We start from the raw sequence: 14,181 nt of genomic DNA, 5'->3' as shown, positions 1-14,181 counted from the left end.
CCTGATGCCTATCGCTTCCCCCGAGGTCTACGCCGAGATGATCGATCGCGCCAAGGCCGGCGCGTTCGCTTACCCGGCGATCAACGTGACGTCCTCGCAGACGCTCAACGCGGCCCTGCAGGGCTTCGCTGAGGCCGGCAGCGACGGCATCATCCAGATCTCCACCGGTGGCGCGGAGTACGTCTCCGGCCCGACCGTGAAGAACATGATCACGGGCGCCGTCGCGCTGGCCGAGTTCGCCACCGAGGTCGCGAAGAACTACCCGATCAACATCGCGCTGCACACCGACCACTGCCCGAAGAACAAGCTCGACGGGTACGTCCGCCCGCTGCTCGCGATCTCCAAGGAGCGCGTCGCCAAGGGCCTCGCCCCGCTGTTCCAGTCGCACATGTGGGACGGCTCGGCCGTGCCGCTGGACGAGAACCTCCAGATCGCTGAGGAGCTGCTGGCCGACGCCGCGGCTGCGAAGATCATCCTCGAGATCGAGGTCGGCGTGGTCGGTGGCGAGGAGGACGGCGTCTCCGCCGCGATCGACGACAAGCTGTACTCCACTGTCGAGGACGGCCTGGCCACCGCTGCCGCGCTCGGCCTGGGCGAGAAGGGCCGCTACATGACGGCCCTGACCTTCGGCAACGTGCACGGCGTCTACAAGCCGGGCAACGTCAAGCTGCGTCCGGAGATCCTCAAGGAGATCCAGGAGGCGGTCGGCGCCAAGTACGGCAAGGAGAAGCCGTTCGACCTGGTCTTCCACGGTGGCTCGGGCTCGCTGCTCTCCGAGATCCACGGCGCCCTGGACTTCGGTGTGGTCAAGATGAACATCGACACGGACACGCAGTACGCGTACACCCGCCCGGTCGCCGACCACATCATGAAGAACTACGACGGCGTCCTGAAGATCGACGGCGAGGTCGGCAACAAGAAGGCGTACGACCCGCGCGCCTGGGGCAAGCTCGCCGAGAACGGTCTGGCCAAGCGCGTCGTCGAGGCGTGCGAGCACCTCCGCTCGACCGGAACCACTCTCTCGAAGTAATCGATCGGCGACGGCCGGTCCCCGATGGCGGGGACCGGCCGTCGTTGTCTTGCGCCGTGACACAGCGGCATGGGTACGATCGAACGTCAAGATCGGCGGGACGGTGATCGTGCTCGGAATCGAGGGCTGGAAACCTGAGTGGCATCACGATGCCGAGGCCCTCGCCGCGACTCATCGACACATGTTCGTGCGGCTCATCGGCCGTCGACTGCGATCAAGCTGGCTGATGTGGGACGTCGCCCAGCGCGGCTGGTTCGCCGACGGCCCGGTCATCCTCGACTTCGGACTGAGTCGCGTCGAGATCACGCACCGTAAGTTCGACGAGTGCGCGATAACCTGGGATCAGATCGACATGGCGCAGCCGGTCGACTGGTACGAACATTTCGACTGGCGCGCCGACCCGCACACCGCCCTGCGCCGAGCCCGGGGCCGTCCACTGCGGGCAGTGAACATCATCGAACGGACCACATCGGCGGACTGGCGGCCGCGAGTGCTGCACGCCGTCGAGTTCCTCTTCGACGGCGCGCGCCTCGCGATCTACAACGCGATGGACGAGAACGGGCTGACCGACGTGCCCGAGGCCGAGCTGCCGGCAGTGCACTGGCGCCGGGTCCACGTGGCCTGAGGCCGGGTCCATGCAGGTGCCCCGAGCGGGCGTCGCCCGACTGGGCGGCTTTCTGGGTGTGCGGCTATCTGGGGGTGCGGCTTTCTGGGGGTGCCGCTCTCTGCGTGCGCGTCGCGCTCAGTGCGGGGTCCAGCGCGCGCGGGTTTCCGCGTGTGCCGGTTTGAGCGCGTCGCGCCAGGGTGCGCCTCGCGCCCAGTGCGGGGTCCAGCGCGCGCGGGTCTCCGCGTGTGCCGGTTTGAGCGCGTCGCGCCAGCGTGCGCCTCGCGCCCAGTGCGGGGTCCCAGCGTGCGCCGGTCTCAGCGCGCGTCGCTCCAGGGCATCGCTTCCCAGTTGCGCCGCCCCCCACGTGGGCCGCCCCCAAACGTGGGCCGCCTCCCAGCGCGCGCCGCCTCACCCACCCCGCGCTGCGATCTTGGAGTGCGGTGGGGAGGGCAGGAAGGGGTTTGTGGTTGGTAGTGGGGCCTATGACACCCACCAGACTCCACGTAAGCGTTGTCCACATTCCCCGCCTCTCCACAGACCACGTGGCGATCTCGGTTACCGGGGCGGAACCTCGCTCGCATGGCAGCAAACCTCGAAGACATCAAGCGCCGTCAGCGTGGCGTGATCACCACAGCGCAGGCGCGGCAGGCCGGTCTGAGCGCCGACACCATCCGTAACCTGCACCGGTCGGGGCGGTGGCCTCGGCTGTACCGGGGCGTCTACGCCACCTTCACCGGTGAGGTGCCGCGGCCGGTGATGCGCTGGGCGGCGATGCTTTCGGCTGGTAGGGGCGCCCTGCTGTCGCACCGCTCCGCGGCCGAGCTCTGTGGCCGAGCTCTGTAGCCGAGCTCTGTGGCCGAGCTCCGCGGCGAGTTTTGCGGTCCAGCTCCGCGGCCGAGTCCTGCGGCCGATTCCTGTGGCCGAGGTGCTCGGGCTGGTCGAGGAAGGGCCGGTGCGATCCTCGTGCTGGTGCCCGCCGAACGCCGTCCCCATGCGGCCCCCGGCATCGTGGTGCACCGGGCGCGGCGATCGACCGAGCGGCGGCATCCCAGGGCAGTCGTACACGCCGCGTCGGTGCAGGAGCGCGCCGGCGCCAGACTCGAGGCAGGGCCGATCCTTTGTCCGACAGAGCGGATCAGTCGCCTCCTCCGCCGCCTCCGCCTCCTCCGCCGCTGTCCCCGCCGCCGCTGCTGCCGGAGTCGGAGGAGCTTCCGCCCCAGCCGCCCCAGCCGCCGTCGGAGCTGGAACCGGAGTCCGAGTAGTCCTGGACGGCCCCGGAATCCGATGACCCGCCATGCGACGACCCGCCGTGCGACCACGACGAACCGTGGTGCCGGGAACGGCCGTGCCGGATCGGACCGTAATCGCGGCCCCGCTTCACGGCTCGGAAGATCAGCACCGCTGCGGTGGCCATGATCCCGAAGACGAAGAGAGCCACCAGCGCGAAGAAGACGACCACGAAGCTCACCATGACCGCAGTGTGCGGCATCACCGCCACCTCACCCGACCAGGGCCACCCTCGCCTCGCCGGGTCCGGCGACGGGGTCAGTCCCAGCTGAAGCTCCAGCCGTCCGAGCCGCCTCCCGAGCCGCCTCCCGAGCCGCTCTCCGAGCCGCCTCCCGAGCCGCTCTCCGAGCCGCCTCCCGAGCCGCTCTCCGAGCCGCCTCCCGAGCCGCTCTCCGAGCCGCCTCCCGGCCCGGCGCCGCCTCCCGCGTCCAAGCCGGAATCCGGGCCGGAGCTGGAGCTGGAGCCGGGGCCGGTGGTGGACCTCGGACCCGGATCCGAGCCCCGATCCGAGTGGCCGCCGGAGTCCACCGGTCCGAGGTACGACAGCGTCGACCCGCTGTTGCTCGGGGAGCGGCCTGGTCGGTCCGGGCGCTGCTTCGCCGCCTGCCTCGCCGCGGCGGCCATGACAGCGACGAAGGCGGCCAGTACCGCGAAGATGACTACCAGACGACCGCCATGACCGGCAGTGTGCGGGATCGCCGCCACTTCAGCCGACCAGGGCCGCCATCGCCTCGTCCAGGGAGTCGGTGACCACGATCAGGCCGGACTGGTCGCCGTGCGGTGACCGGGCCAGCAGCGGGCGCAGCAGGTCGGCGACGGGCAGCGCCGACCAGTGTTCGGCGCCGAGGAACACGTACGCCCCGGACGGCCCGTCGGTGGCGTAGAACGTCTTCGTCGCCGCCTGGAAGATCTCCTGGACGGTGCCGGCCCAGCCGGGGGCGAACACGATGCCGCCCCGGGCCAGCCGCAGGATTGAGTCCTCCCGGACCGCGTTGGAGAAGTACTTGCCGATCTGCCCGGCGAACAGGTTGGCCGGTTCGTGCCCGTACAGCCAGGTGGGCAGGGCCAGACCGCCGTGCTTGAGCTTGCCGGCCAGATCCAGTTCGGGCAGCGGGTACGTCCGGCGCACGGTGAGCGCCGCCGCCGTGAACGGCTCGTGGTCGTCGAAGTGCGGTGCCGCCGCGAGCAGGTCGATCGCCGCGCCCAGCTCGTCCGCGTCACGGGAGGCGAAGTACGCACCGAGGTTCGCCGCCTCCATCACGCCCGGCCCGCCGCCGGTGACGATCAGCCGGCCCGCGCCGGCCAGCCGCTGCGCCAGCTCGGCCGCCATCCGGTAGGCCGACGAGCCACGGGGTGCCGCATGCCCGCCCATGATGCCGACCGCGCCCTCGTGGCCGTGCACCGAAGCCCACGCCGCGAGCGCCTTGCCGAGGGCGTTGTCGATGCCGGCGTCGTGCAGCCGCTGCGCCAGCGCCTCCCGCACGTCCGGTACCGCTCCGCCGTGCGCCACGAAGTGGTCGTAGACGAGGGTGTCGTACATGCCGGCGAACCCGGAGTCGGCGAAACCGGCGGACAGGTCCTCGGGTGTGTAGAGGACGGCCGGATGAGTCGGGTAGGGCCGCCCGTCGAACGCCGGGATCACGTGCGCGCCACGGCGGATCAGGTCGGTCTCGACGTCCGGGCCGGTGAACTCGCAGCCGACGAAGAGGGTGTCGTGCACGTCGACGCCGGACAGGTCGGGCGGGTCCCGGTCCAGGCGCAGGCCGAGGACCACCAGGCCGGCGAGGGTGTGTTTGGTGAGCAGGGCGTCCAGTTCGGCGCGGGACTCGACCTCGGACTCGGTCGCGTCGAACGGTTCGTCGCCGCCGAGGACGGGCTGTAACGGATCGGGCATGTGGTCCATCTTGCGCGTGCCCGACCACACCGGTCCGCCGGGTCCGCCTTGTTGACGGCCTGCCTAGAGTTGTCGCATGCGTGCTGCGTCGGGATCGCTCTTCGGGTTGGCGTACGGGGACTCGCTCGGGAAGCCGACCGAGTTCCGGCCGTACGCGGAGATCGTCGCCCGTTACGGCCCGGGCGGTCCACGTCAGCTCGAGGGCGAGCCGGCGCTCGTCACCGACGACACCCAGATGGGGCTGGCCGTCGGTGAGGCGCTCCTCGAGGTCCGTGACCTCACGCCTGAGGCGTTCGAACCGGTGCTGCGGCGCCGGTTCCTGGAGTGGGCGGCCAGCCCGGAGAACGACCGGGCCCCGGGCATGACCTGCCTGCGGGCCTGCGCGGCCCTGGCCGACGGCCGACCCTGGGTGCAGGCCACTCAGACGGGGTCGAAAGGGTGCGGGGCGAACATGCGGGTCACGCCGATCGGCCTGGTCCCGGGGCTGAGTGACGAGCAGCGCTCCGGTGCGGCCCAGCTTCAGGCGGCCCTCACGCACGGTCATCCCACCGGCTTGGCGGCGAGTGAGCTCACCGCGTACGCCTGCTGGTGGTTGCGGGGTGGCCTGGAGCCGCATCGCCTGCTCGCAGCCCTGCGGGAGCGCTGCGCGGAGCAGCGCGAGGTCTACCACGGTGACTGGCTCGGCGATCTTTGGCAGCAACCCTCGGTGACGTCGCCGGAGGAGTTCATCGCCCGCGGCTGGGACGAGTGCGCGGTCGCGTTGGACCGGGTGGCGACGGCGCTCGCGGCCGGCGACCACGACGGCGACCCGTGCCTGGCGACCGGCGCCGGCTGGATCGCCGAGGAGGCGCTGGCGACGGCGCTCTACGTCTACTTGATCTCGCCGGACGAGCCGGTCGCGGTCCTCGGCCGGGGCGCGGCCTCGTCCGGCGACTCCGACTCGATCGCCTGCCTGGCGGGTGCCTTCGCGGGCGCGTCGCTCGGGCTCAGCGCGTGGCCGGCCGAGTGGCAGACCCAGATCGAGTACGCGGACCGCCTGTTCCGTCTCGGCAAGGCCTGGGACTGACCGGCCGCCCGGCGATTCCCCGCGCGAAACGCCGGGCGGAGCGGAATTAACCCTCGCCGGACCGGTTGAATGAGGTCATGCAGAACCTCCTTCCCGAGCCGCCGGCCACCCGACTGCCCGCCGACGCAGTGGCCGACGAAGCCCTCGCCGACGCGGCCGCCACCGGCACCGCCGAGGCCTACAAGGCGGTCGCCGCCAAGTTCCCCGCCTACAGTGCCGCCTGGGCGCCCCTGGCCGCCGGTGCGCTCGCCGCCGGTGAGCCGGTCACGGCGTACGCGTATGCGCGCACCGGTTACCACCGCGGCCTGGACGCCCTGCGCCGCAACGGCTGGAAGGGTCACGGCCCGGTGCCCTGGTCGCACGAACCCAACCAGGGCTTCCTGCGCTGCCTGCACACCCTCTCGCTGGCCGCCGCCGCGATCGGCGAGGCCGACGAGGCCGCCCGGTGCGCCCAGTTCCTCCGCGACAGCGACCCCGCCGCCGCCGACGCCCTGACCTGACCGACGTCGTGAGCCCGGCCGGTCCCGGGCCGGGCTCACGACCCTGCGGCCTGTCCTGCGCCGCGCGGCAGCCCGCGTCTGGCTCACCGCGCGGCGGCCTGCGCCGGGCTCATAACTCTGCGCCGCGCGGCGGCTTACGCCGCGCTCACAGCCCTTCGGCGACCGAGGCGGCGATCTTCAGCCAGGCGTCCCGGGTGCCTGCCGAGAGGGCGCTGTACCGCAGCGGCTCGCCCGAGTCGACAAGCTTCTCGTACGGCGCCAGCAGCACCACCCGGGTCCGTCCCGCGAAATGCCGCTGGATCGCCGGCAGGTCGATGTCCTTGCGGGTGGGCGGCATGGTCACCACGGTGACGGCCCGCCGCACCAGCCGGCGCCGGCCGGTCTGCTCCAGATGGTCGAGCATCCGCGCGGCGGTCTCCGCCGAGTCGTTGCGCGCCGACATGGTGATCACCAGCTGGTCGGTGGCGTCCATCGCGGCCTGCCAGTTCTCCGCCCGGACGTTGTTGCCGGTGTCCACGAAGATCAGCTTGTAGAAGCGGCTGACCACGTCCCGGATCTGGGCGAACGCGCCGGCGGTCAGCATCTCGCCGGCGGTGGCCGACTCGTCCGAGGCGAGCACGTCGAACATGCCCTCGCCCTGTGAGCGGACGTACTGCGACAGGTCGCCGATCCGGCCCTGCGCCCCCTGGAACAGGTGCAGGTCGCGCATCATGTCGCGCACCGTGCGGCTGTGGAAGTCCTGCTGCGCCCGCATCCCGAGGGTGCCCTGGGTCTCGTTGTTGTCCCAGGCCAGCACGTACCCGCCGCGTTTCTGCCCGAACGTCATCGCGAGCAGCAGGACCGCCACCGTCTTGCCGGCGCCGCCCTTCGGGTTCACCACGGTGACCTGCCGCAGCCCGCCGAAGTTCCGCCGGACCGTCTCGACGTCCTGCCGGAACTCGACCTCACGCCGGCCCGGCGGCAACTTCACCAGGCCCAGCGTGCCCTTCTGCAGCATCGCCCGGACGCCCATGGTGGCGGTCTGCTGCGTCGGACGGGCCAGCCGGCGGCGAGCGAACTCCTCGGCGGTCGGCGCGTCCAGGTCCGGGGCGGGTTCGTCGAGCGACGGCGGCGCCTTCACCTCGACCGGCGGTGCGGGTCGTTGCAAGGGCTGGGACCACGGCGAGCCCGGTGGCGCCGGCTCCGGGGCCCGGAGCGGTTCGGCGTCCCGGGCCGCCGGAACGTGGTCCTTTTCGGTGACTTCGTCCTCCACGAATGCGTCCTCCCCTACGAACAGGCGGAATGTCCGTTCAGAGTCGCACAGTGATCAGCCCGCGTACACCGCCCAGGCGCCGGGCTCGGTCCACCAGGAGCGCTTACGGCTCGTCGACCCGGCCACGCCGTCGTCGAGGAACTGCAGGTCACCTTCGCGCGGCAGCACCGAGACCGCCCGGCCGCGGGCGCGACGGACCTCGATGCGTACCCTCGTGCCCTTGAACCGCTGCTTCACCACGACCGGAACCGCCACCGCGACCTCGACCCGCCCGTCGGTGGGGTCGCCGTCGGCGAGCATCCGCAGGCCGTCGAACTCGGCGTAACCACCGGCGTTGCCGACCGCGCAGGCCAGCACCGGCTCCTCCCCGTCGGTGAGCAGCGCGTCGTCCACCTCGACCCGGCCACGCCACGGAACCGCGCGGCCGGTGTCGTCGGCGCCACCGAGCAGGGCGCCGTCAAGCGTCACCGAGCCGCCGTCGTTGCGCAGCAGGTCGAGCCGGCGGACCGGGCCGGTCAGCACGGCTTCGGCCACCGCCTCGGGGGTGCGGGGCAGACCGAGCTGGGCTGCGAGGTCGTCGGTGTTGCCCGGGTCGAGCGGCAGGATGGCCAGCGGCGGCAGGTCCGGCACGGTCCGGACGGTGTCCAGGTCGGCCGGGCGCTTGCTGGGTGGCGGAGCGTACCGCCGGACCAGCCGGCGCACGACGGCGCGCAACTGGCCGTCGGTGGCCGTCGCCACCACCAGCCGCATGGTGCTGTCCGGGTCGGGCCAGGTCAGGCCGTCGGGCCGGGCCGGGCCGTCGAAGCGCGCCAGGACCGCGTCAATCTCCTGATCAGAACCGGCCATCACGGTCTCGACGCGGGCGCCGGCCTTGCGCAGCACGTCCGCGCAGGCCAGCACCGGGGTTCGCGGCGTGCAGGCGGCCGCGGCGGCCGGGCCGCAGCCGCCGCAGCCGGAGCCGCAGGCGTCCTTCGATCCTTCGGCCAGGCTGAGGAGCACCACGTCGAACATGTCAGGCCTCGAGAACCGAGTGGCGCTCGATGACCGCTTCGCGACCCGGTCCGACGCCGACGATCGAGATGCGCGCGCCGATCCGCTGCTCGACGAACTCGACGAAGCCCTGCGCCTCCTTGGGCAACTCGTCGAAGGTGCGGCAGCCGGAGATGTCCTGCTTCCAGCCGGGCAGCGTCTCGAGGATCGGCTTCGCGTGGTGGAAATCGGTCTGGTTGACAGGCATCTCGTCGTGCCGGACACCGTTGACGTCGTACGCCACGCAGACCGGGATCTCGTCGAGACCGTCGTAGTTGTCCAGCTTGGTCATCGCGAAGTCGGTGACCCCGTTGATCCGCTGCGCGTAGCGGCCGATCACCAGGTCGAGCCAGCCGATCCGGCGCGGGCGGCCGGTGGTCGTCCCGTACTCGTGGCCGACCTCGCGCAGGTAGTCGCCCTTCTCGTCGTGCAGCTCGGTGGGGAACGGGCCCTCGCCGACGCGCGTGGTGAACGCCTTCAGCACGGCCACCACCCGGTCGATCCGGGTCGGCGGGATGCCGGAGCCGGTGCAGGCGCCGCCGGCCGTCGCGTTCGAGCTGGTCACGAACGGGTAGGTGCCGTGGTCCACGTCGAGCAGGGTGGCCTGGCCGGCCTCGCAGAGCACGACCTTGCCGCCGTCGATGGCCTGGGCGAGCTCCAGGGCGGTGTCCGCGACGTAGGGCCGCAGCCGGTCGACGTAGGAGAGCAGCTCCTGCACGACCTCCTCGGCCTTCACCGCGCTGCGGTTGTAGATCTTGGAGAGCACCTGGTTCTTGAAGGCGAGCGCGGCGGACACCTTCTGCCGCAGGATCGACTCGTCGAAGAGGTCCTGGACCCGGATGCCGATCCGGTTCATCTTGTCGGCGTAGGTCGGCCCGATGCCGCGGCCGGTCGTGCCGATCCGCCGGGCGCCCAGGAACCGCTCGCTGACCTTGTCGAGCGACCGGTTGTACGACGCGATGACGTGCGCGTTCGCGCTGATCCGCAGGCGCGACGTGTCGATGCCGCGCGCCTCCAGACCGTCGATCTCCTGGAACAGCACGTTGAGGTCGACCACGACGCCGTTGCCGATCACCGGTACGACCCCGGGGGAGAGGATGCCGCTCGGAAGAAGGTGGAGTGCGTACTTCTCGCCGTCGATGACGACGGTGTGGCCCGCGTTGTTGCCACCGTTGAACTTGACCACGTAGTCCAGCCGGTCACCCAGCAGGTCCGTGGCTTTGCCCTTGCCCTCGTCGCCCCACTGGGCGCCGACCAACACGATCACCGGCACTTTTGGTTATGCCTTTCCCCAAGGTCGTACCTGGAGGAGCCCGGGTACTGCCGAAGTTTACGCGACGGTGGCGCAGGTAGGATGGGCCGTCGTGCGCGTACTTCTGATCGGCTCCGGTGGGCGCGAGCACGCGCTTGCCGTCGGCCTCTCCGCCGACCCCTCCGTCGACTTCCTGGCCGCCGCGCCCGGCAACCCGGGCATCGCCCAGGTCGCCGAGCTGCACGAGGTCACCGCCACCGACCCGGACGCGGTCGCCGCGCTCGCCGTCGAACTCCGCGCCGACCTGGTCGTGATCGGCCCGGAGGCCCCGCTCGTCGCCGGCGTCGCCGACGCGGTCCGCGCCAAGGGCATCGCCTGTTTCGGCCCGAGCGCCGCCGCCGCCCGGCTGGAGGGCTCCAAGGCGTTCGCCAACGAGGTGATGGCCGCCGCCGGGGTGCCGACCGCCCGGTCCTTCGCGTGCACCGACATGGACGCGGTCCGTGCCGCGCTCACCGAGCTGGGCGCGCCGTACGTGGTGAAGAACGACGGTCTGGCCGCCGGCAAGGGTGTGGTCGTCACCGACGACCTCGACGAGGCCCTGATCCACGCCGAGGCGTGCGGCAAGGTCGTCATCGAGGAGTTCCTGCCGGGCCCCGAGGTCTCGCTCTTCGTGGTCACCGACGGCACCGCTGTCGCGCCGCTGATGCCGGCACAGGACTTCAAACGGCTCGCCGACGGCGACGAGGGGCCCAACACCGGTGGCATGGGCGCGTACGCCCCGCTGGACTGGGCGCCGGCCGATCTGGTGGAGCGGGTGGTCCGGGAGACGGTCGAGCCGACCCTGGCGGAGATGCGCCGGCGGGGCACCCCGTTCGCGGGTCTCCTTTACGTCGGACTCGCGCTGACCCCGGACGGGCCGAAGGTGATCGAGTTCAACGCGCGCTTCGGCGACCCGGAGACCCAGGTCGTCCTCACCCTGCTCGAGACGCCGCTGGCCGGCCTGCTGCACGCCGCCGCAACCGGCACGCTGGCCGAGCACCCGCCGCTGACCTGGAAGGACGGCTCTGCGATCACCGTCGTGGTGGCGAGTCACAACTATCCGGGCACGCCGCGTACCGGTGACGTCATCGAGGGCGCCGAGGTGCCCGGCGTCATCCACGCCGGAACGGCGCGGCGCCCCGACGGCGCGCTGATCTCCGCCGGCGGGCGGGTGCTGAGCGTGACGGCTGCCGGCCCGGACCTGCGGGGCGCGCGCGAGGCGGCCTACGCCCTCGTGCGGGGTGTACGGCTGGACGGCGCCCAGTACCGGACCGACATCGCCGTGAAGGCGGTCGAGGGCCGGATCACCGTCTGACGGGACGGGCCGCCGCCTGGCGAGGGCATGGGAAAGGCCGGCACGTGATGTGCCGGCCTTTCGCCGTTCGTCAGCTCTTCGGGATGTCGAAGAGCTTGGCGATGCTGGCGGCGAGGGAGAGGTCGCCCTTTGCCTTGATCTTGCCGGTCATGAACAGCATCATCGGGTTGCCGTCGCCGGAGACCGTCTTGAGGAACGTGACCGCGTCCATGGTCATCGCCAGCTTGGGTTCGCGGACCGGCTGGTTGGTGACGGTGCAGGCGCCGTTCTCGATGACCGTCTCGTAGGTGTCGCTCGCGCCGCCGGCGCCGCCCGTGATGATCCAGTGGATGACGGCCGAGGTGTTGCCGGCCCGGTCGGCGCGGAACAGCGTCGGCATCCGGTTGAAGACCTCGTCGAGGATCTTCGGCCGCATGTCCGACGCCATCACTTCGGCGATCTTCGAGTCCGGCGTGGACTTCACGAGCGCGGCGAACTCCTTGGGGCCGAACGACGAGAGCGACTCGGGGCTGAAATCAGTCATCAGGGGACCTTTCGGAAGGAACGTCTACCTACTCGCCAGTAACCTTAGCGAGGCTGCCCGTGCTTGTGCAGTGTGCCACTCGGCTGGTGCCCGGCCGTCGCGCCGCTGTGCGGCGCAGCCAGCGGTTACCGCCTCCGGAGACGTGAAAGAATCGCCGCGTGACCATCCCGAACGTGCTCGCCGCTCGCTACGCCTCCGCCGACCTCGTCGCCCTCTGGTCCCCGGAGGAGAAGATCCGGATGGAACGGCGGCTCTGGCTCGCCGTCCTGAAGGCCCAGCGTGACCTCGGCGTGGCGGTGCCCGACGGCGCCGTCGAGGCCTACGAGGCAGTGCTCGACCAGGTCGACCTGGAGTCGATCGCGGCCCGCGAGCGGGTCACCCGGCACGACGTGAAGGCGCGCATCGAGGAGTTCAGCGAGCTGGCCGGCTTCGAGCAGATCCACAAGGGGATGACCTCCCGGGACCTGACCGAGAACGTCGAGCAGCTCCAGATCCGCGCCTCCCTCGAGCTGGTCCGGGACCGGGTCGTCGCGACGCTGGCCCGGCTCTCCGCCCTCGCCGTCGAGCACTCCGACCTGGTGATGACGGGCCGTTCGCACAACGTCGCGGCGCAGGCCACCACGCTGGGCAAGCGGTTCGCCTCGGCGGCCGAGGAGCTGCTCATCGCGTACGAGCGGCTGGACGACCTGATCGGCCGTTACCCGCTGCGCGGCATCAAGGGCCCGGTCGGCACCGCCGCCGACCAGCTCGACCTGCTGGACGGCGCGGACGAGAAGCTCGCCGAGCTGGAGCAGCGGGTGGCCGGCCACCTCGGTTTCGCCCGGGTGCTCTCCAGCGTCGGGCAGGTCTACCCGCGATCGCTGGACTTCGACGTGGTCTCCGCGCTGGCCCAGATCGTCGCCGGCCCGTCGTCGCTGGCCACCACGATCCGGCTGATGGTCGGCCAGGAGCTGGTGACCGAGGGCTTCAAGCCTGGTCAGGTCGGTTCCTCGGCGATGCCGCACAAGATGAACACCCGGTCGTCGGAGCGGGTCAACGGCCTCGCGGTGATCGTCCGGGGTTACCTCTCGATGGTCGGCGAGCTCGCCGGCGACCAGTGGAACGAGGGTGACGTCTCCTGCTCGGTGGTGCGCCGGGTCGCGCTGCCGGACGCGTTCTTCGCCACCGACGGCCTGTTCCAGACGTTCCTCACCGTGCTCGACGAGTTCGGTGCGTACCCGGCGGTGATCGCCCGTGAGCTGGACCGGTTCCTGCCCTTCCTGGCCACGACGAAGATCCTGGTGGCATCGGTGCGCAAGGGCGTCGGCCGGGAGGTCGCGCACGAGGTGATCAAGGAGCACGCGGTCGGCGTCGCGCTGGCCATGCGGGAGAAGGGCGTGGCGGTCAACGACCTCTTCGACCGGCTGGCGGCGGACGGGCGGCTCCAGCTGTCCCGCGCCGAGATCGACACCCTGGTGGCGGACCGGGCGGCCTTCGTCGGTGCGGCACCGGCGCAGGTGCAGGCGGTCGCGGCGCGCGTGGCGGAGATCGTGGCCAAGAACCCGGCCGCGGCCGGGTACGCCCCCGCACCCATCCTCTGACCCGCCGCGCCGCGCCGCGACGCCCGGCACGGTGCGGGCTGGACAGGGTGATGGCGCCCGGCCGCAGCCGGGCGCCATCACCGAGCGGGGATCAGACGCCGGCGACTGACGTGATCCACGCGCGGTTGTAAGCCACACTGCCGTAGTACTGCCGGCTCTGGCCGTCGGCCGTGGAAGCCACGCCGACCTGGGCGCCGTTGTAGACCTGCGGGCCGCCGGAGTCACCGCGCCAGGCGTTGCCGTTGATCCGGCTGCTGCCGATCGCCCGGCCGCCGTACGCGTCGGTCTGGTTGGTCGAGGTGACCTGGACCGTGGCGGTCTTCAGCACGGTCGACGCCGAGCAGCCGGAGTAGCAGGTCATGCCCCAGCCGTAGATCGAGTTGGTGGAGCCGACCGGCGGGTAGGCGCTGGACAGCGGCATGTAGGACGTGGTGACCGGGCTGCTGAGTCGCATGAGCGCCAGGTCGTACCGGGACGACGTGCTGGCCACGGTCCGGGTCACCCCGCCGCTCGTCCGGTTCACGCTGCCGACCCGGACCGACATCGAGCCGCTGATGCAGTGCCGCGCGGTGAGCACGTAGTTCGCCGAGATGATGGTCCCGGAGCAGGTGAAGTTGCCGTTGCTGAGCACGGCTGCGGCCCACGGCGCGGAGGAGACGGTGCCTCCGCCGATGATGAGCGGGGAGACGTCGTCCGCCTGTGCGGCGGTGGCGGGGGCGAGCAGGCTGGCGGCGAGGCCGGTGAGTGCGGCCACGAGGCGAATGCGCACGTCGAGGTTCCTTCCTGGGGATCGGGTCGACGAAGGTG

13 protein-coding genes and 1 pseudogene are annotated in these 14,181 nt (G+C 71.5%); 7 read left to right on the top strand and 7 right to left on the bottom strand.

Features of this window, described 5'->3' with window-relative positions:
• Nucleotides 1-4 precede the first annotated feature (4 nt).
• The 3 genes from fbaA to LPA41_RS34605 all read left to right on the top strand — a co-directional run bounded on the left by fbaA (nucleotide 5) and on the right by LPA41_RS34605 (nucleotide 2,480).
• Nucleotides 5-1,030, top strand: coding sequence for a class II fructose-bisphosphate aldolase (gene fbaA / locus LPA41_RS34615; RefSeq protein WP_229075442.1), 1,026 nt, complete (start codon nucleotides 5-7; stop codon nucleotides 1,028-1,030).
• Nucleotides 1,031-1,256: 226 nt separating this feature from the next.
• The gene (locus tag LPA41_RS34610; protein WP_229075441.1) at nucleotides 1,257-1,655 is read left to right on the top strand and encodes a hypothetical protein; all 399 of its coding nucleotides are present in this window, start codon (nucleotides 1,257-1,259) and stop codon (nucleotides 1,653-1,655) included.
• A gap of 561 nt (nucleotides 1,656-2,216) precedes the next feature.
• Nucleotides 2,217-2,480, top strand: coding sequence for a type IV toxin-antitoxin system AbiEi family antitoxin domain-containing protein (locus LPA41_RS34605; protein WP_229075439.1), 264 nt, complete (start codon nucleotides 2,217-2,219; stop codon nucleotides 2,478-2,480).
• Nucleotides 2,481-2,772: 292 nt separating this feature from the next.
• Here LPA41_RS34605 and LPA41_RS34600 read toward each other — a convergent pair whose 3' ends face one another.
• Together LPA41_RS34600 and LPA41_RS34595 are read right to left on the bottom strand one after the other, a co-directional pair.
• Entirely contained in the window at nucleotides 2,773-3,126 is a 354-nt protein-coding gene (locus LPA41_RS34600) for a hypothetical protein (protein ID WP_229075436.1), read from the bottom strand.
• A gap of 504 nt (nucleotides 3,127-3,630) precedes the next feature.
• Complete coding sequence (locus LPA41_RS34595; protein WP_229075434.1) at nucleotides 3,631-4,818, bottom strand: LOG family protein; 1,188 nt, start codon at nucleotides 4,816-4,818, stop codon at nucleotides 3,631-3,633.
• Nucleotides 4,819-4,894: 76 nt separating this feature from the next.
• Here LPA41_RS34595 and LPA41_RS34590 point away from each other — a divergent pair, with 76 nt between their 5' ends.
• Complete coding sequence (locus LPA41_RS34590; RefSeq protein ID WP_229075432.1) at nucleotides 4,895-5,884, top strand: ADP-ribosylglycohydrolase family protein; 990 nt, start codon at nucleotides 4,895-4,897, stop codon at nucleotides 5,882-5,884.
• Nucleotides 5,885-5,961: 77 nt separating this feature from the next.
• Nucleotides 5,962-6,384 (top strand): DUF3151 domain-containing protein, encoded by a 423-nt coding sequence (locus LPA41_RS34585; RefSeq protein WP_229075431.1) that lies wholly within the window; start codon nucleotides 5,962-5,964, stop codon nucleotides 6,382-6,384.
• Nucleotides 6,385-6,529: 145 nt separating this feature from the next.
• Here the strand turns inward: LPA41_RS34585 and LPA41_RS34580 are convergent.
• The 3 genes and pseudogenes from LPA41_RS34580 to LPA41_RS34570 form a co-directional block, all read right to left on the bottom strand.
• Nucleotides 6,530-7,600, bottom strand: a pseudogene (locus LPA41_RS34580) (MinD/ParA family protein); the annotation flags it as partial.
• A 90-nt stretch (nucleotides 7,601-7,690) separates the two neighbouring features.
• Nucleotides 7,691-8,647, bottom strand: a complete 957-nt coding sequence (locus tag LPA41_RS34575) for an acylglycerol kinase family protein (RefSeq protein ID WP_229075429.1) — start codon at nucleotides 8,645-8,647, stop codon at nucleotides 7,691-7,693.
• A 1-nt stretch (nucleotide 8,648) separates the two neighbouring features.
• Nucleotides 8,649-9,938 carry an adenylosuccinate synthase gene (locus LPA41_RS34570; protein ID WP_229075427.1) on the bottom strand — a complete coding sequence of 430 codons (1,290 nt, stop codon included), beginning with the start codon at nucleotides 9,936-9,938 and terminating at the stop codon, nucleotides 8,649-8,651.
• 91 nt (nucleotides 9,939-10,029) lie between these two features.
• Here LPA41_RS34570 and purD point away from each other — a divergent pair, with 91 nt between their 5' ends.
• Entirely contained in the window at nucleotides 10,030-11,271 is a 1,242-nt protein-coding gene (gene purD / locus LPA41_RS34565; RefSeq protein WP_229075426.1) for a phosphoribosylamine--glycine ligase, read from the top strand.
• 70 nt (nucleotides 11,272-11,341) lie between these two features.
• On the opposite strand, the gene LPA41_RS34560 is transcribed toward purD, so the two are convergent.
• Nucleotides 11,342-11,794, bottom strand: coding sequence for an SCP2 sterol-binding domain-containing protein (locus LPA41_RS34560; RefSeq protein WP_229075425.1), 453 nt, complete (start codon nucleotides 11,792-11,794; stop codon nucleotides 11,342-11,344).
• Between the two features lie 158 nt (nucleotides 11,795-11,952).
• Between LPA41_RS34560 and purB the strand changes: the two genes are divergently transcribed.
• The gene (gene purB / locus LPA41_RS34555; RefSeq protein ID WP_229075423.1) at nucleotides 11,953-13,374 is read left to right on the top strand and encodes an adenylosuccinate lyase; all 1,422 of its coding nucleotides are present in this window, start codon (nucleotides 11,953-11,955) and stop codon (nucleotides 13,372-13,374) included.
• A gap of 91 nt (nucleotides 13,375-13,465) precedes the next feature.
• Here the strand turns inward: purB and LPA41_RS34550 are convergent, their stop codons facing one another.
• Nucleotides 13,466-14,143 carry a trypsin-like serine protease gene (locus tag LPA41_RS34550; RefSeq protein ID WP_229075421.1) on the bottom strand — a complete coding sequence of 226 codons (678 nt, stop codon included), beginning with the start codon at nucleotides 14,141-14,143 and terminating at the stop codon, nucleotides 13,466-13,468.
• Nucleotides 14,144-14,181: the final 38 nt, after the last annotated feature.

The organism is Actinoplanes sp. DH11, from assembly GCF_020873875.1.
Classification (GTDB): Bacteria; Actinomycetota; Actinomycetes; order Mycobacteriales; family Micromonosporaceae; genus Actinoplanes.
Note: the sequence above shows the minus strand (reverse complement) of the source record. Positions and strands in the feature narration are given on the sequence as shown.

What these genes read in the sequence shown, in the direction of transcription:
- LPA41_RS34605 (WP_229075439.1), top strand. Translation starts at nt 2,217, where the DNA reads ATGGCAGCAAACCTCGAAGACATCAAGCGCCGTCAGCGTGGCGTGATC.
- LPA41_RS34595 (WP_229075434.1), bottom strand. Translation starts at nt 4,818, where the DNA reads ATGCCCGATCCGTTACAGCCCGTCCTCGGCGGCGACGAACCGTTCGAC.
- LPA41_RS34600 (WP_229075436.1), bottom strand. Translation starts at nt 3,126, where the DNA reads ATGCCGCACACTGCGGTCATGGTGAGCTTCGTGGTCGTCTTCTTCGCG.
- LPA41_RS34560 (WP_229075425.1), bottom strand. Translation starts at nt 11,794, where the DNA reads ATGACTGATTTCAGCCCCGAGTCGCTCTCGTCGTTCGGCCCCAAGGAG.
- LPA41_RS34575 (WP_229075429.1), bottom strand. Translation starts at nt 8,647, where the DNA reads ATGTTCGACGTGGTGCTCCTCAGCCTGGCCGAAGGATCGAAGGACGCC.
- LPA41_RS34610 (WP_229075441.1), top strand. Translation starts at nt 1,257, where the DNA reads ATGTGGGACGTCGCCCAGCGCGGCTGGTTCGCCGACGGCCCGGTCATC.
- fbaA (WP_229075442.1), top strand. Translation starts at nt 5, where the DNA reads ATGCCTATCGCTTCCCCCGAGGTCTACGCCGAGATGATCGATCGCGCC.
- LPA41_RS34585 (WP_229075431.1), top strand. Translation starts at nt 5,962, where the DNA reads ATGCAGAACCTCCTTCCCGAGCCGCCGGCCACCCGACTGCCCGCCGAC.
- LPA41_RS34590 (WP_229075432.1), top strand. Translation starts at nt 4,895, where the DNA reads ATGCGTGCTGCGTCGGGATCGCTCTTCGGGTTGGCGTACGGGGACTCG.